18 protein-coding genes are annotated in these 16,304 nt (G+C 48.6%); 15 read left to right on the forward strand and 3 right to left on the reverse strand.

Annotated elements, in window-relative coordinates:
* Positions 1-640: 640 nt before the first annotated feature.
* The 5 genes from MEALZ_RS07080 to MEALZ_RS07100 all read left to right on the forward strand — a co-directional run bounded on the left by MEALZ_RS07080 (position 641) and on the right by MEALZ_RS07100 (position 4,225).
* Positions 641-1,072 carry a YeeE/YedE family protein gene (locus tag MEALZ_RS07080; RefSeq protein WP_014147934.1) on the forward strand — a complete coding sequence of 144 codons (432 nt, stop codon included), beginning with the start codon at positions 641-643 and terminating at the stop codon, positions 1,070-1,072.
* On the forward strand, positions 1,069-1,512 hold the full coding sequence (locus MEALZ_RS07085; RefSeq protein WP_014147935.1) for a YeeE/YedE family protein: 444 nt from the start codon (positions 1,069-1,071) through the stop codon (positions 1,510-1,512). The genes MEALZ_RS07080 and MEALZ_RS07085 overlap by 4 nt, the downstream gene beginning before the upstream one ends.
* Entirely contained in the window at positions 1,505-2,794 is a 1,290-nt protein-coding gene (gene soxC, locus MEALZ_RS07090) for a sulfite dehydrogenase (RefSeq protein ID WP_014147936.1), read from the forward strand. Before MEALZ_RS07085 ends, soxC begins: the two co-directional genes overlap by 8 nt.
* Positions 2,781-3,311 (forward strand): c-type cytochrome, encoded by a 531-nt coding sequence (locus tag MEALZ_RS07095; RefSeq protein ID WP_014147937.1) that lies wholly within the window; start codon positions 2,781-2,783, stop codon positions 3,309-3,311. The genes soxC and MEALZ_RS07095 overlap by 14 nt, the downstream gene beginning before the upstream one ends.
* A 107-nt stretch (positions 3,312-3,418) precedes the next feature.
* Entirely contained in the window at positions 3,419-4,225 is an 807-nt protein-coding gene (locus tag MEALZ_RS07100; protein ID WP_014147938.1) for a response regulator, read from the forward strand.
* Between the two features lie 99 nt (positions 4,226-4,324).
* Here MEALZ_RS07100 and MEALZ_RS07105 read toward each other — a convergent pair whose 3' ends face one another.
* Positions 4,325-4,873 carry a formaldehyde-activating enzyme gene (locus MEALZ_RS07105; protein ID WP_014147939.1) on the reverse strand — a complete coding sequence of 183 codons (549 nt, stop codon included), beginning with the start codon at positions 4,871-4,873 and terminating at the stop codon, positions 4,325-4,327.
* An 80-nt stretch (positions 4,874-4,953) separates the two neighbouring features.
* Here MEALZ_RS07105 and MEALZ_RS07110 point away from each other — a divergent pair, with 80 nt between their 5' ends.
* Positions 4,954-5,814 (forward strand): radical SAM protein, encoded by an 861-nt coding sequence (locus MEALZ_RS07110; protein WP_046061038.1) that lies wholly within the window; start codon positions 4,954-4,956, stop codon positions 5,812-5,814.
* A 225-nt stretch (positions 5,815-6,039) separates the two neighbouring features.
* Here the strand turns inward: MEALZ_RS07110 and MEALZ_RS07115 are convergent, their stop codons facing one another.
* The gene (locus tag MEALZ_RS07115) at positions 6,040-6,291 is read right to left on the reverse strand and encodes a hypothetical protein (RefSeq protein WP_014147941.1); all 252 of its coding nucleotides are present in this window, start codon (positions 6,289-6,291) and stop codon (positions 6,040-6,042) included.
* Positions 6,292-6,619: 328 nt separating this feature from the next.
* Here MEALZ_RS07115 and tilS point away from each other — a divergent pair, with 328 nt between their 5' ends.
* The 9 genes from tilS (at position 6,620) to MEALZ_RS07165 (ending at position 15,740) form a co-directional block, all read left to right on the forward strand.
* On the forward strand, positions 6,620-7,981 hold the full coding sequence (gene tilS, locus MEALZ_RS07125) for a tRNA lysidine(34) synthetase TilS (protein WP_014147942.1): 1,362 nt from the start codon (positions 6,620-6,622) through the stop codon (positions 7,979-7,981).
* Positions 7,982-8,042: 61 nt separating this feature from the next.
* A complete protein-coding gene (locus MEALZ_RS07130; protein ID WP_014147943.1) occupies positions 8,043-9,677 on the forward strand; it encodes a CTP synthase in 1,635 nt (544 codons plus the stop codon).
* Positions 9,674-10,507 (forward strand): 3-deoxy-8-phosphooctulonate synthase, encoded by an 834-nt coding sequence (gene kdsA / locus MEALZ_RS07135; protein ID WP_014147944.1) that lies wholly within the window; start codon positions 9,674-9,676, stop codon positions 10,505-10,507. Before MEALZ_RS07130 ends, kdsA begins: the two co-directional genes overlap by 4 nt.
* A gap of 9 nt (positions 10,508-10,516) precedes the next feature.
* Positions 10,517-11,797 (forward strand): phosphopyruvate hydratase, encoded by a 1,281-nt coding sequence (gene eno / locus MEALZ_RS07140; protein WP_014147945.1) that lies wholly within the window; start codon positions 10,517-10,519, stop codon positions 11,795-11,797.
* Positions 11,798-11,851: 54 nt separating this feature from the next.
* Positions 11,852-12,130: a cell division protein FtsB gene (gene ftsB / locus MEALZ_RS07145; RefSeq protein WP_014147946.1), complete on the forward strand. Its 279-nt coding sequence runs from the start codon at positions 11,852-11,854 to the stop codon at positions 12,128-12,130.
* Between the two features lie 205 nt (positions 12,131-12,335).
* Positions 12,336-13,031: a 2-C-methyl-D-erythritol 4-phosphate cytidylyltransferase gene (gene ispD / locus MEALZ_RS07150; protein ID WP_014147947.1), complete on the forward strand. Its 696-nt coding sequence runs from the start codon at positions 12,336-12,338 to the stop codon at positions 13,029-13,031.
* Positions 13,028-13,501, forward strand: coding sequence for a 2-C-methyl-D-erythritol 2,4-cyclodiphosphate synthase (ispF, locus tag MEALZ_RS07155; RefSeq protein ID WP_014147948.1), 474 nt, complete (start codon positions 13,028-13,030; stop codon positions 13,499-13,501). Before ispD ends, ispF begins: the two co-directional genes overlap by 4 nt.
* A 418-nt stretch (positions 13,502-13,919) precedes the next feature.
* Positions 13,920-14,942 carry a tRNA pseudouridine(13) synthase TruD gene (gene truD / locus MEALZ_RS07160; protein WP_014147949.1) on the forward strand — a complete coding sequence of 341 codons (1,023 nt, stop codon included), beginning with the start codon at positions 13,920-13,922 and terminating at the stop codon, positions 14,940-14,942.
* A 3-nt stretch (positions 14,943-14,945) separates the two neighbouring features.
* Positions 14,946-15,740 (forward strand): undecaprenyl-diphosphate phosphatase, encoded by a 795-nt coding sequence (locus tag MEALZ_RS07165; protein WP_014147950.1) that lies wholly within the window; start codon positions 14,946-14,948, stop codon positions 15,738-15,740.
* Here the strand turns inward: MEALZ_RS07165 and MEALZ_RS07170 are convergent.
* Positions 15,699-16,265 carry a Smr/MutS family protein gene (locus tag MEALZ_RS07170; RefSeq protein WP_014147951.1) on the reverse strand — a complete coding sequence of 189 codons (567 nt, stop codon included), beginning with the start codon at positions 16,263-16,265 and terminating at the stop codon, positions 15,699-15,701. The two genes, MEALZ_RS07165 and MEALZ_RS07170, sit on opposite strands and share 42 nt — an antisense overlap.
* Positions 16,266-16,304 lie beyond the last annotated feature (39 nt).

A 16,304-nucleotide genomic window follows, 5' to 3' on the forward strand; every position in this document is an offset into this window, starting at 1 on the left:
GACTGAATAATTACATGCCAACTGTTCATTTTGGGTTATATCTATCGCACTTCAAATTTCGGCATTAGCGTATGGAGGCGTCGGGGTGTTCGGCAAAGGCTTTGGCAGCATGGATGCTGTCATAGAGCCTACATGGACGTATTCACGGCGTCCTTTGACGGGCACCCCGACGCCGAAATTTGACTAGCAAAGGGTATAAAAGATTCTTTGGCCAATATGTTTTTGCCTTGTTGACTGAATCCTCGAGCGTTAATATTAGCGGGTAGCTTTTAAGGCTTTTCTCAAAAAACAATAAAATGCACTTTCCTATGTGTGTATATACCTATCGCACTTCAAATTTCGGCATTAGCGTATGGAGGCGTCGGGGTGTTCGGTCGATTTTTGCTCCTGCAAAATCGACATTCACGCCATCCATGGCGCTTGCAAAGGCTTTGGCAGCATGGATGCTGTCATAGAGCCTACATGGACGTATTCACCCAGCACCTAAATTCCATAGTCCATTGGCTATGGTTAACTATCTTGGATAATTTAGGTGCTGGGTTCACGGCGTCCTTTGACGGGCACCCCGATGCCGAAATTTGACTAGTAAAGGGTATATAAGGGTTATTTTTTAAATTTCAAAATTATTCAGGAATTCTTTGTGGAAAATTTTACACCGTTCTCGGCTTTTCTCGGCGGAACATTGATCGGTTTGGCCGCCACCTTGCTGTTATGGCTAAATGGTCGCATGGCCGGGGTTAGCGGCATCATGCATCGTTTACTCAATTCCCCGAAGTCGGAGTGGCTTTGGCGGTTCAATTTTTTAATCGGTCTGGTATTAGGCGCTTTACTGTTTAATTGGTTCAATCCAGGGTTTTTCACGCCGCGTTCCGACTATCCTTATTGGCTGTTGGCCGTGGGCGGTTTTCTAGTCGGTTTCGGTACTCGCATGGGTAGCGGATGCACAAGCGGTCATGGTATTTGCGGTATCGCCAACGGATCGTTGCGCTCGATAACGGCGACTTTGATTTTTATGATCAGCGGTGTCGTTACGGTCTATTGTATCAGGCATATTATGGGAGTCGGGGTATGAAGCATTGTTTAGCGGCTTTATTGAGCGGTACGCTGTTCGGGTTCGGTTTATCGTTGTCGCAAATGACCGACCCGAATAAGGTTTTGGGTTTTCTCGATGTCGCAGGACGCTGGGACCCGAGTTTGGCCTTCGTGATGATGGGAGCTTTGGCCGTTTCCGTTATTGCGTTTCGTTTCATCTTAAAACGTCCGAGACCAATATGGGCTGAGGAATTTCATGTCGCTAGGAAGAAATCAATAGACAAACCGCTTTTGTGCGGGGCGATGATTTTCGGTATCGGCTGGGGGATGAGCGGTTATTGTCCGGGGCCTGCGGTTGCGGGCTTGGGATTGGGCAACCCCGAAGCATTCATTATGGTTGCCTCGATTTATTTGGGATTTATCGCGCAAGGTATTTGGGCCCGGAAACGTTTTAAAAAATCCGTACCGGTCGATGCCTAAGCAATCGGTAAAAACCGTTCAATCCAGTACCGAATTTGATGCTGCGGGCGGCGGTTTGCTCGATCGGCGCCTGTTTTTAAAGCAAGGTTTGATTTTTACCGCCGCAACTTGGGGTGCGCTTAGTTCACAGACCGCAACGGCCGAACTCGAGCGTGAATCGTGGACGAAACAACCGGGCAAGCCTTTTTCTAATTACGGGGCGCCATCCGACTATGAAAAAAAGGTGATTCGTTGGATTATGGCCAACGACGATGCTCCGGGTAATGGCGTATCGTGGACCCCGCTGCATGAACTCGAGGGTATTGTTACGCCAAGCGGTTTGCATTTCGAGCGCCATCACAACGGTGTGCCGGCAATCGATCCTGAGCGGCATCGCTTGTTGATACATGGTTTAGTCAAACGTCCTTTGACGTTTTCGGTATCGGATTTATTGCAATATCCGATGCAATCCCGTTTATGTTTCATTGAATGCGGCGGCAATAGCAATGCCGGTTGGCGGAGCGAGCCGATACAAACCCAAGTCGGCTATTTTCATGGCATGGCTTCATGCAGCGAATGGACCGGCGTGCCGTTGAGTGTCGTCCTTCAGGAGGCCGGCATTAAAGGCCGTGCAAAATGGATCATCGCCGAAGGGGGCGATGCGTCGATGATGAATATCAGTTTGCCGCTCGACAAAGCGCTCGACGATTGTTTACTGGCCTTATATCAAAACGGCGAACGACTTCGGGCCGAGAACGGTTATCCGTTGCGGCTGTTGGTTCCGGGTTGGGAAGGGGTGCTCAATGTCAAATGGCTCAGGCGATTACACCTTGCGGCTAAACCTGTCATGGCTCGTAACGAAACCGCTAAATACACCGAATTGTTGCCTTCGGGTAAGGCGAGGCAATTTAGCTTCGTGATGGAGCCGAAGTCGGTGATTACCCATCCATCGTTCGGGCATCGGCTCGACCGGCACGGTTTGTACCAGATTAGCGGCTTGGCGTGGAGCGGTCGCGGTAAAATCGCGAAAGTTGAAGTATCCGCCGATGGCGGTAAGAGTTGGGCCGAGGCCGAGTTACAAGAGCCGGTATTGCCGCAGTGTTTCACGCGATTCCGGATACCTTGGAGATGGCAGGGGCAAGACGTTGTGCTCAAAAGCCGTGCGTTCGACGAAACCGGTGCGGTTCAGCCGGAACGTTCCGAGTTGATCGCAAAGCGCGGCCGGCATGGTTATTTTCATTATAATGCTATTGTGAGTTGGGCCATTACGGAAGCGGGTGAGATTAGTCATGTCTATCTTTAAGAGTCTGCTATGCTTTAGCCTCGGCTCGGCTAATATGGTTGTAGCCGAAGAACTGATCGGTCCCGGATTAGGTATTCAGGCGTCGCCGGCGATGTTGAAACAATGGAATAGAGATGTTTTTCCCGATGGGGCGGGTTTGCCCTCAGGGCAAGGTAGCGCTCGCGAAGGTGAGGTCGTTTACCGGGCGCATTGCATCGGTTGTCATGGTCCGGAAGGGCGTGGCGGTAGCGCCGAGGAGTTGGCCGGCGCCGAGCATTCCTTGATCGACGATCCGCCGGATAAAACGATCGGTACTTATTGGCCGTATGCGACGACTCTTTTCGATTTTACGCGACGCTCCATGCCGTTATCGAATCCTGGGTCGCTGACCGATGATCAAGTCTATGCGGTAACCGCCTATTTGCTTTATCTCAATCGTATTATCGGCCCGGACGACGAAATGAACGCACAATTGTTGCCGGCTGTTGTCATGCCGAATCAGGACGGGTTTATTGATAATTATCGGCGAGACGATTAAGGCGCTCGGAGTCGTTGATTTTAAGTAATGGTCGGCGATTGGGATTTTCAGTTTGAATTAATTTTTGAGTGCGATCGTTTTCGCTTTTCTAATCCATCGACTAAATCATGCATAAATTAACTATCTCGGACTTGTCTATTGTCCTGATCGAGCCTTCGGTTCCGCAATTGAAACTCATTGTGAAGCATTTGCAGGAAGAAGGGGTCAAGTACATCAATGGCGTCTCTTCAGGCGAGGAGGCATTGGAGGCTATCAGCAATTATCAACCGGACTTGCTGATTAGCAGTATGTACTTACCCGATACCACGGCGACCGAGTTGTTTACCCGAATTAAGGAATCGGACGATTTTCAGGATATGCAGTGCATGCTGATTTCCAGCGAAACCAGTCGAGCGGCGCTGGAGCCGATACGTCAAGCCGGCGTTGTGGCAATTTTACCCAAACCGTTCGATCATGCCGATTTGAAAAGGGCATTACGCGCTTCGGTCGAGTTTGTCGATCCGGAGGAACTGGAATTAGACTCTTATGATATCGAGACTGTCAGGGTTTTGTTGGTCGATGACAGTGCGCCGGCACGAAAGCATATTACCAAAGTGCTCAACAATATGGGGATACAGTGCGTAACGTTGGCAAACGACGGGACGGACGCATTGGCGATATTCGCCGAGTCGCCGGATGCCTTCGACTTGATCGTGACGGATTACAATATGCCGGAAATGGACGGTCAGGAATTAATCGAGGCGATACGAGCCAATAGGGAAAATAGCTCGATTCCGATATTAATGGTAACCAGTGAGTCGAACCAAGCAACGCTCAATAAAATTCAGCAGGCCGGAGTTTCCGCGATTTGTGATAAGCCGTTCGAACCGAAAAATATAAAGGAATTGGTTTATCGCTTGTTGGAGGAAATCTAGTTTATTTTGTAGCGGTTTCAGTCGCGAATATCACGACTGAAACCGCCAAACTAAAAATCAAGTTTTTAAAGCTGATGTCGGGGGCAATCCTCGAACCATTTAAATTTTTCCGTCAAGGCCCATCTGGAAATATTTGTGAGTGATTTTTTCTTGATTTTCCAGAAGCCAATCGATATCCGGCGTATTGGTCATGGCCTTATGGATGGCTTGTGCCATCGCTTTTCGATGAATGTCGAACAGGATTTGGTGGTTGAGGTTGTCGTCGGTTGCGACGCTTGGGTTAAGCCATACCGAGCAGATGATTCCCAAATCGTTCGCTTTTTCTTTCGGAATATCGCCCGCGCGAACTGCATCAAGTACACCATTAGCGATAGCTGCCTGAACGGTGCCCATTAATATGTTGGTGTAACGGCTATTGTTAACAGTGACCTTGCTAACCATTAAAGTGACGGGGCGGACTTGAATGTCGGTATTCAAAATTGCGAAAACCCGGCTATGACCTTTGACTTGGTCTCCTGTCAGAGTAGCAAGCGCTGTACCGACCGGTCCGTCCAGTTCGCCGATGACGACTTCCGGTTCGGCTGCAGTTCCCGGAGGCCCGCCTGCTACGAGTGATTCGCCGGTACGCATGATGATTCTTTCGCTCATAATGATCTCCTTAATAAAAATGTTACAGGGAAAGATTGTGAACGACTAGAATAGCATATTTGACTCTTATTCTTAAGGTAGTGACAAATTCAACACGATTAACAATAACCGATCATAGTAGAGATTCAGCCGGATTAACTTATATTTATCCCGTTCTCTCAAGACGCGCCGGAGGCTTGTCGAGCGGTGTCAATTTTAATATCAACAATGCTTGCAACTGGCGATGTATTTATTGTCAAGTTCCCGATTTAACGTTGGGCGCTGCGCCGCCGATTGACTTTCCATTATTGGAAAAAGAATTGAGGCGGTTTTTGAGCGATGTCTTGCATGGCGATTTTTTTGACCGGTTTCAAGTCGCCCCCCGTAATCGAGTAATCAAAGATATTGCGATTTCGGGAAACGGCGAGCCGACCAGCGCTAAGGATTTCGATAAGGCGGTCGATTTGATCGGCCGTGTTGCCACTGAAATGGGGGTGCTACCGAATAGCGGTTTTGTTTTGATTAGCAATGGTAGTTTAATGCATCAGTCGAAGGTTCAGGACGGACTTCGATCACTGCATCGTTATGGGGGAGAAGTTTGGTTTAAGTTCGATAGTGCTACCGATGCCGGGCGAGATTTGATTAATAATACCGCGCAAACGATGGCGTCGGCATTAAGAAATCTAAAGATTTCGGCAGCCATCTGTCAGACTAAAATTCAAACTTGTCTCGTCGATTATTCCGGTCAGGGGTTGACCGACGTGGAAAAAAACGCGTATTTGCAATTTTTAAAAAGAATCAAGAACGATGGTGTGGCGATTGGTAAAATTATGCTTTATACCATTGCGCGCCCGTCGATGCAGCCGGAAGCGGCAAAAATGAAGCCGTTGTCGCCGGAAGTCATGCGAGATTTTGCGGGCGAGATCAGGACGCTTGGTTTCGAAGTTCGGGTGGATTGTTAGTTGCCTTGTTTCGGGTTGATGGCTTAGGGTAAATTGTTAGCAGTTAGCAGTTAGCAGTTAGCAGTTAGCAGTTAGCAGTTAGCAGGGAAGGCGAATGGAGCTGGGAGGGGTAGGCGGAAAATCGGGTAAATTAGCGCATCGGAAATCCAGCGATACGACCAAAGAAGGCTGTAAACTCAGCTTTAGTCTCTCGGTTGAGAATCGTTTCTTAGTCTCAGGTCTTTTTTAAGCCTTAATATCTAATAAGCTTCCTATCGTTTTTTTCTCGGTTTCGAGAATTTTGACGGCTGCGGATGTTTCAAATTCCGCTTCTTTTAAGCTGAGTACCGGTTTAATAATGTCTAGAGGCTCAAATTCAGAACTGCCTACTTCATCGTTTTTTATCGGTAATGTGGCAATTTTGTGTGCCGCTTCGGCTGATTTGTGTTGTGCGCCGTTGATAAGATTCAATGCGCTGTTTGTTGGTGAAATATCCATAGCCAAACCCTTGTGAAATATGAGTGCTTAGTGGAATTATATAGACTAATTTCAGTCTTTTAAATTCAATTGCATGTTTCTTTATTGCTTTGCTCTTATAAAAAAGACTAGCTCTTTTATGTTGTTTTGTCCGAGCGTTATTTCACATTTCATTAAAATCAACTTATACCTTTCGCACTTCAATTTGAAGTGCGAAAGGTATGCAAGACTCTGCACCTTAATTTCATAGTCCGTTCCATTGGCGATGATAACTATCCTGGGTAATTTAGGTGCTGAGCCTTTGATTGGCTCCTCGGCATCCAAATTTGGTTAACAATTGGTAAATTAAATGCTTCAATTAGAGTCGCGAGTCGTTGAATTAAGCCTGCAAAAATTAAAATCACCGCAACAAGTTTATATTGCCTATAGCGGCGGAGTAGATTCGCATGTGTTGTTGCATCTGTGTGCTCCAATGTCTTTGCTACAAAATAAAATTACCGCTGTTCATGTGCATCACGGTTTGCAAGCAGTAGCCGATGTTTGGCCGATTCATTGCCGGTCGATTGCTGAGCAATTGGGTGTCGATTTTATCGATATTTATGTCGATGCGCGAAGCGCCGGTCGTGAAAGCCCCGAGGAGGCTGCCAGGAATGCGCGGTATGATGCCCTAAAGGCCTTGCTTTCGAAAAACGATGTTTTGATGGTGGCTCAGCACCGAGAGGATCAATTGGAAACCGTTTTATTGCAATTGTTTCGAGGGGCGGGTTTGCAAGGGCTTTCAGGCATGCCTGAAATAATGGCCTTTGGCAAAGGGGTGCTATTGAGGCCCTTATTGAATACACCAAAACAAATCATCGACCAATACGCCCGACAGCATGATCTCAATTTTATTGAAGATCCCAGTAATCAAGGCATTGACTTCGATCGTAATTTTTTACGCAATGAAATTGTTCCTTTACTCAAGCAGCGTTGGCCGTCCATTGATAAAACAGTCTCTCGTTCAGCGGTTCATTGCGCGGAAGCATCTGAGCTATTGAGTAAATTAGCTTGCGATCAATTCAAACAAGTCTATCAAACAAAGGATGCAACACTATCGATTTCGGCTTTGGTAAAGCTTGATGTGGCGGAGCAGGCATTGGTTATTCGGCAATGGTTCGCGAGTTTGGGGTTAAAAATGCCCTCCCGTGCTTTTGTGTTGCGCATTTTATCCATGATTCAGTCGCCATTTGGTGACCTGCGGTTGCAGAATCAAAAGCATACGATACGCCGTTTTCGGAATAGCTTGTTTTGTGTGCCGCAGCAAACCGTTGAATTACCGGAGCAAGGCGTTATATGGTCGAATAGCGAAGCTCCCCTTGACTTGCCTGACGGTGCGGAACTGAAAATTGCTTATGCCCCCTCTGGAATTGATCAATCGGTTTGGTTTAGGTCGCATATCGACGTTAGGTTTCGTAGCGGCGGGGAAAAAATTGCTTTGCCGAATCGAGATGGGCGGCATCGATTGAAAAATCTTTATCAGGAAGCTGATATCCCTCCTTGGGAAAGGCCCAGTATTCCATTAATCTATTTAGACGGGCGCTTGGCGGCAATTGCCGATCTTTGGATCGGTTCCGAATTTTATTGTGAAAACAAGCCAGGGTGTATTCGGCTAATTCGGTCGCAAAAAAATAAAAACCGGAAAGGCCATGACGAATGTGTCTTAGTCGATTAAAATAGGTAAATTTTAATCTTGGCTATTTAAAAGCCGTCTCCCGAAATTTTTCATTTCTTACATGACCAAATTTATTTTCATTACCGGTGGTGTCGTTTCCTCGTTGGGTAAAGGCATTGCCGCATCGTCGTTGGCAGCTATTCTTGAAGCGCGAGGGCTGAAAGTGACGATGACAAAGTTGGACCCTTATATCAACGTTGACCCCGGTACGATGAGTCCTTTTCAACACGGTGAGGTATTCGTCACCGAGGATGGCGCTGAAACCGATCTTGATCTAGGTCATTACGAGCGGTTTATTAAAACCACAATGACCAAAAAGAACAATTTCACGACCGGTCAAATTTATGAAAATGTATTGCGCAAAGAACGCAAAGGCGATTACCTAGGCGCTACCGTTCAAGTTATTCCGCATATTACCGATGAAATCAAGCGTCGAATCGAACTCAGTGCCATAGGCATGGATGTCGCGATTATCGAAGTTGGCGGCACGGTCGGCGACATCGAATCGCTGCCTTTTCTGGAGGCGATCCGGCAAATGTATGTTGAATTGGGTAGGGATCGTGCGCTTTTCATTCACTTGACGCTAGTTCCCTATATCAAGTCGGCCGGTGAGATCAAAACCAAACCGACCCAACATTCGGTTAAAGAACTTAGGACCATCGGAATTCAGCCGGATATATTGATTTGTCGTTCCGAACAACCGATTCCGGCAATCGAACGTCGTAAAATTGCGTTGTTTACGAATGTTGCTGAGAGAGCCGTTATTTCCGCGATCGATGCCGATTCTATTTACCGTATTCCTTTGCTGTTGCATGAGCAGGGGTTGGACGATATTGTTGTCGAAAAACTTCGGTTGGATGTCCCTAAAGCCGATTTGACCGAATGGGAAAATGTGATCGAGGGTTTAACTCATCCGCTCAATGAAGTGTCGATTGCGATCGTCGGAAAATATGTCGATCATTCCGATGCTTATAAATCATTGCATGAAGCATTGATTCATGCCGGCATTAAAACCCGAAATAAGGTAAGGATTGAATATATCGATTCGGAAATGATCGAGGAGGAAGGCGTTTCGGCTTTGAAGCCCGTCGATGCGATTTTGGTTCCCGGCGGTTTTGGCGAGCGGGGTGTCGAAGGTAAGATTGCGACAGTGAGGTATGCCCGGGAAAATAAGATCCCTTATTTAGGGATTTGTTTAGGCATGCAGGTGGCGGTTATCGAGTTTGCTCGCAATGTCGCCAATCTGGAGGGCGCGCACAGTACAGAATTTCTACCCGATTCTCCGCATCCGGTAATAGGCTTAATTACCGAATGGATGGATGCGGAAGGACAGGTGGAGGTTCGTAGTGAAAACTCCGATTTAGGCGGCACGATGCGTTTGGGCGGGCAAAAATGCCGTTTGCAAATTGACTCGTTAGCTTACGAGCTTTATCAGAAGGAAGTGATTAGAGAGCGGCATCGGCACCGTTACGAGTTTAATAATAAATATTTTGAAAGGCTTGAGCAAAACGGCATGCGCTTCTCAGGCAAATCGATCGACGGGCGCTTGGTCGAAGTTATCGAAATTCCGGGGCACCCCTGGTTTTTGGCTTGCCAATTTCATCCGGAATTTAATTCGGCGCCGCGTAAAGGGCATCCGTTATTTTCCGGTTTTGTTGCCGCAGCCGCTCTTCATAAAAAGGAAACCGAGAAATGAAATTATGCAACTTTGAAGTAGGGCTCGATAAACCGTTGTTTTTGATTGCCGGTCCCTGTGTGATCGAAAGTGAGGAACTGGCTATGGAAACTGCGGGTTTCCTGAAAGAAATCACGGTTGAATTGGGTATTCCGTTTATCTATAAGTCGTCTTTCGATAAAGCGAATCGTTCGTCGCTGGAAAGTTTTCGCGGCCTCGGTTTCGAGCGAGGGTTGGCCATTCTGCAAAAGGTCAAGCAGCAAATCGGTGTGCCGGTATTGACTGACGTTCATGAAGACACTCCGCTGAAAGAAGTCGCCGAAGTGGTCGATGTCGTGCAGACGCCGGCATTTTTATGTCGGCAGACTAATTTTATTCAAAGCGTGGCCGAATTAGGCATACCGGTCAATATTAAAAAAGGCCAGTTCTTGGCGCCCTGGGACATGGCCAATGTCGCAAACAAAGCCAAAGCGACCGGCAATCAGCAGATCATGGTTTGCGAACGCGGTGTGTCGTTCGGCTATAACAACCTGGTATCGGATATGCGCTCATTGGCCGTTATGCGAGATACAGGTTGTCCGGTCGTGTTCGATGCGACGCATTCGGTGCAATTGCCGGGCGGGCAAGGTTCTTGTTCCGGCGGGCAACGCGAATTCGTTCCGGTTCTGGCGAGAGCTGCGGTAGCGGTCGGTATTGCAGGACTGTTTATGGAAACGCACCCGAATCCGGCCGAGGCGCTTAGCGATGGCCCTAATTCTTGGCCTATGCATCGCATCAAAGAATTACTTGAAATTTTAATCACCCTGGATCGAGCTGTGAAAGCAAGCAGTTTGATCGAAACAACTTTATAAGGAACCCTAATGGCTGAAATAGTAGACATTCGTGCAAGAGAAATTTTGGATTCACGCGGTAACCCGACGATTGAAACCGACGTGGTTCTGTCTTCAGGTTTTATCGGTAGCGCCATGGTGCCTTCCGGTGCATCGACAGGCGAACGTGAGGCAATCGAATTGCGCGACGGCGACAAATCGCGCTATTTAGGTAAAGGCGTGTTGAAAGCTGTTGATAACGTCAATACTGAAATTCGTTCCGCGATCCTTGGCATGGACGCAGGCGATCAGTCCGCTATCGACCAAAAAATGATCGAATTGGATGGCACCGAGAACAAAGGTCGTTTAGGCGCCAACGCGATTCTTTCCGTTTCAATGGCGGCTGCACATGCCGAAGCGAAAGACGCGGGACTGCCTTTGTACAACTATATGAATACCAGCGGCGAATTCATCATGCCGGTGCCGATGATGAACATCATCAACGGCGGTTCGCATGCCGATAACAGTGTCGATTTGCAAGAATTCATGATCCTGCCGGTCGGCGCCCCGAACTTCCGCGAAGCGATTCGTTACGGCGCGGAAGTATTCCATAACCTCGCAAAAGTACTGAAAGGTAAAGGCTTGGCAACTACGGTCGGCGACGAAGGCGGTTTTGCACCGAATTTGTCCTCGAACGAAGAAGCGATCGAAGTGATTCTCGAAGCAATCGAAAAAGCCGGTTACAAAGCAGGGCAAGACATCTATCTGGGTATGGATGCGGCCAGCTCCGAATACTACAAAGACGGCAAGTATGTCTTGTCTGCGGAAAACCGTAGCTTCACGTCGGAAGAAATGACCGATTTTTTCGTCGAATGGGTCAAAAAATATCCGATCATCTCGATCGAAGACGGCCTGGATCAAAACGATTGGGCCGGCTGGAAAATCCATACCGAGAAGCTGGGCGGCATGATTCAATTGGTCGGCGACGATTTGTTCGTGACTAATCCAAAAACCTTGAAAGAAGGCATCGAGAAAGGTATCGCCAATTCGATTTTGATCAAGGTTAATCAAATCGGCACCTTGACCGAAACGCTCGATGCGATTCATACCGCCCATGCAGCCGGTTACAGTGCCGTCGTTTCGCATCGTTCCGGTGAAACCGAAGATACGACGATTGCCGATCTAGTCGTCGCGACCGGAACCGGTCAGATCAAAACAGGATCTCTGAGTCGTTCCGATCGTGTTGCCAAATACAATCGTTTGATGAAGATCGAGGACGAATTGGGCTCTCAGGCGAAATACGCGGGCCGCAGTGCATTCAAAATGCTCTGATTTGTCTGAAAAGGGGCGGCACTGTCGCCGCCCTGATTCAGGATGAGCCGTTCAATGAATAATTTCAAGATTCTCGTCGCGGTGCTGATTGCGATCATCGTGCATCTGCAATATCGCCTTTGGTTCGGCGATGGAGGCATTGTTCAAATCAATCACTATCAAAGTCGGTTGGATGAATTGGCCTTGCAGGTACAGGAAAAAAAGGAACGTAATGCTGCCCTTTATGGCGAGGTTCTCGATTTGAGGAAAGGTCAAGAGGCCATCGAGGAAAGAGCGCGGTATGAATTAGGGATGATCAGGGAAGACGAGACGTTTTTTCAGGTGTTGGAATAGTTGCCTGAAAGGCATAGCATACAGGTAGGAAGGCTAGGTTGAGCAGCGTGAAACCCAGCTGTTCAGCACATGGAACACCGGGTTTCACTGACGCTCAACTCGGCCTACGGCGCTTCGAATTTTGGCGAGGAGTGCAATAGCTTCAGCTATTGCCGTGTTCCGCTTTTTACGGCTGTCCAGGTCATTTAAAACACATTCCTTATCGATGACAAATACTCGATCCATTTGGGCGGTGGTGCCGGCGGCGGGAGTCGGTAAACGCATGCAGGCCGATCGTCCCAAGCAATATCTCCCGTTATTGGGCAAGACCGTCTTGGAGCACACGCTGACGCGTTTGCTGCAGGCCGATGTCTTTGCCGCCGTTTCTGTGGCGATTTCGGTCGAAGACCCCTATTGGCCGGAACTAACGATTTCGCAAGACAGCCGAGTGTTCACCGCGCCGGGCGGCAAGGAACGCGCCGATTCGGTGTTGTCGGCGCTGCGCGCAATCGAGGATCGTGCACGGGAAAACCACTGGGTGCTGGTTCATGACGCGGCCAGACCCTGCATTACTGCCGCCGATATCCGCTTATTGATCGACACGTTACAAAACGACGAGGTCGGTGGCATCCTTGCGCTGTCGTCGCACGACACGCTGAAGAATGTCGATGGCGATTCGATCTTGGGAACTCTCGACAGAACGCATATTTGGCGCGCGTTGACGCCGCAGATGTTTCGTTACGGCCGGTTGAAACAGGCGCTCGAGGCGTCGGTCGGAAATCCGGCGGTGACCGACGAAGCCAGCGCGCTCGAATTGCTTGGTTTGCAACCTAAGATCGTCGAAGGACGTTCCGATAATATCAAGATCACCCGTCCGGAAGACTTACCCTTAGCGCAATTTTATTTGGAGCAACAACAATGATCAGAGTCGGTCAAGGTTACGATGTGCATCGTTTCAAGGAAGGCGGCGACGTCATTCTGGGCGGCGTGAAGATTCCATACGAGAAAGGCCTCGACGCGCATTCGGACGGCGATGTCGTTTTGCATGCACTGTCCGATGCCTTGTTGGGCGCGGCGGCCTTGGGCGATATCGGCAAGCATTTTCCCGATACCGATCCGAGTTTCAAAGGAGCCGATAGCCGCGTATTGCTTCGCCATGTTTATCGGATCGTGCAAAATAAAGGCTATTTTCTCGTCAATGCCGATATCACGATTATTGCCCAAGCGCCGAAAATGGCGCCGCATATTGAGGCAATGTGCCGTAATATAGCCGAAGATTTGAATGTCGAACTCGACTGCATCAATGTCAAGGCGACCACGACCGAAAAGCTCGGTTTTGAAGGCCGCGGAGAAGGCATTGCCGTCCAGGCGGCCGTATTGATCGAAAGGTAGAGTAACGCTGATGGAGCTGGATTGAGGATGATAGATTGTTATCTGAAGACCAGATGATTGTCGCAATTACCTTGGATATACCCATCGTGCTGCCTTTATATTCAAAAATTGCCAACATGGAGCTGGCATAGAGCCTACAGGGACGTATTCACGGCGTCCTTTGACGGGCACCCCAGTGCCGAATTTTGATTTACGAGGGGTATACGTGGATGTGGTGCTAAGCATTTCCATCCGTGGCCCTTGATTCCGCCAATCCCTGGCGGAATGACGGGCTCCTTCCTTTAAGTTGGCGCTTATGACCCTGTTGCCTCCTAAGGCACTGCCGAAATTTGAATAGCGATAGGTGTATATCGGCAAGAACCAGCTTGATCGACACCATCCAAGTCTCAATAGTTAAACCAACTGATTCTTCCTAGCCTTGAAAAACATTGAAATACCACAGTGGCCCCATGCCTACGGAGGCCCATCCGGAACCGGAAAGATCCGGGCGGAGCCCGAGGACTTCATCGTCAATGAAATGCTGTCGTTCGAACCCTCAGGCGAAGGCGAGCATGTTTTTCTGCTCATTGAGAAAAAAGGTGAAAATACCGAGTTTGTGGCGAGACAACTGGCGCGTTTTGCCGGCGTTAGGCAGCGCGATATCGGATATGCCGGCTTGAAGGATCGTCATGCCGTTACGACGCAATGGTTCAGTGTATGGTTACCGGGCAAGGAAGCACCGCAATGGTCCGATTTCGAATCGGAAACGATTACAGTTCATCGGTCAATACGTCATGCTCGTAAATTGAAACGCGGCATATTATCCGGTAATCGTTTCGAACTATTGATTAGAGATTGGCAAGGTGACGAAAAGCGGCTTGAAGATCAGTTGAGTCGGATTAAGACCTGCGGTGTACCGAATTATTTCGGCGAGCAGCGCTTCGGAAATCTCGGGCAGAATGTTAATAAAGCTTTGGCTCTATTCGAAGGCGCTAAGGTTAAGCGTGAACAACGCGGTATTTACCTATCGGCAGCACGTTCGTTTTTGTTCAATCATATTTTGGCTGAAAGAATCAGGCTGGAGAGTTGGAATAAACCGGTCGATGGCGATGTATTCATTGTTGAAGGATCCCGAGGGTTTTTTAAAGTCGACCAAATCGATCCGACCATTTCTATGCGGATCGACGCATGCGAAATTCATCCGAGCGCAGTCCTTTGCGGGCAGGGGGCTTCCGAAGCAACCGGTGAGGCCTGGGCTATCGAATCAGCCGTGATCGAACGTTTCGATTTTATGGTTCGCGGTTTGTTCGACTGCGGCCTGGAAAGCGCACGCAGGGCGCTTAGAATGAGTTTGACCGATTTAGAGTGGCGCTTTATCTCGCGGGGCCGATTGCAACTAAAATTCACCTTACCGGCGGGTAGCTATGCGACCGCTTTACTTCGAGAAATAATAGAGAGTTAAATCATGGATATTATTCAAGCCATCTCGTTGGCCTTGTTGCAGGGGCTGACTGAATTCTTACCGATTTCGAGTTCCGCACATTTGATTTTGTTGCCGGTCATTTTGGGTTGGGAGGATCAGGGGCTCGCATTCGATGTCGCGGTGCATGTCGGTACCTTAACGGCTGTTGTAGCCTATTATCGCAAAGACTTATTGACGATTATTGCGGCATGGTTCGGTTCGTTCACCGGCAAAGGGGCTTCGGACGATTCCCGTTTGGCCTGGTATGTGGTATTAGGCACGATTCCGGTTGGTCTCGCGGGCTTATCGATGCCTCACTCGCTTGAAGAGTCTTTGAGATCGCCTCTGGTGATTGCGACTTCGACCATTGTTTTCGCGATGTTGCTGTGGGCTTCGGAAAAGTTCGCTAAAGAGCGCCGGACTGTCGTGACTTTATTCGATGCTTTGCTGGTCGGCGTATTTCAGGCGATTGCATTGATTCCCGGTACTTCCCGTGCGGGTATCACGATCACGGCCGGCTTGTTTTCGGGATTACAGCGCGAGCAAGCCGCGCGTTTTTCGTTTCTATTGTCGATTCCGGTCATTGCCTTGGCCGGTATGCTAAAGGCTTTTGAATTGTTCAAGTCCGATATCGAAGTCATGTGGGCCTTTATGGCGATCGGGGCGGCGGTTTCCTGTGTCGTTGCTTACCTGACAATCGGTTGGTTTTTGAAATTGCTGAATCGGATCGGCATGATTCCTTTCGTTTGGTATCGTTTAGCGCTCGGTATCGTTTTGTTCGTCGTATTTATCCGTTAAGCGCAGCAGAACAAAAACCGCCCCCGTGCCGCCTTTTCTGTGCGGCGCGGAACAAAAGGCCTGTACGTCGCGGTGTTGGCGAAGCCATAAATTGAGGCTGTTTTTCAAAATCGGTAGGTTATCCGGTGAGCGATAGCCCTTGCCATGTACGATACAGACGCAACGGAAACCTTCCTCTACACAGCTATGCAGAAAGCGTAATAATTGCTTTTTTGCCTCGTGGCTACTCAGGCCGTGTAAGTCGATTTCGGCATCGAGTCCGTAATGCCCTTTGCGCATTTTTCGCAAAACATTTTTTTGTAAGCCGGGGCTTAAAAAGCTCAGGCTATCCTCGAGACTTAGCAATTCAGTGACCAATATTGATTCGTCAAGCGATTGAGCATTATCAACTGAACGTTTAGCGGGTATGGGTTTGGGTTTAGGTGTGGTGCTCAGGTGCAGTTTGTCGCTGTCTATCGATATGACTTTCCCGGCTGCTTGGCGAAACAGATCCCGATCTTCTTGTGTTAGGTTTTTTTTTCTCACGTTAGCTGATTTAAATACGATAAGTTGTTAATATTAGGG

Source organism: Methylotuvimicrobium alcaliphilum 20Z (assembly GCF_000968535.2).
GTDB lineage: Bacteria > Pseudomonadota > Gammaproteobacteria > Methylococcales > Methylomonadaceae > Methylotuvimicrobium > Methylotuvimicrobium alcaliphilum.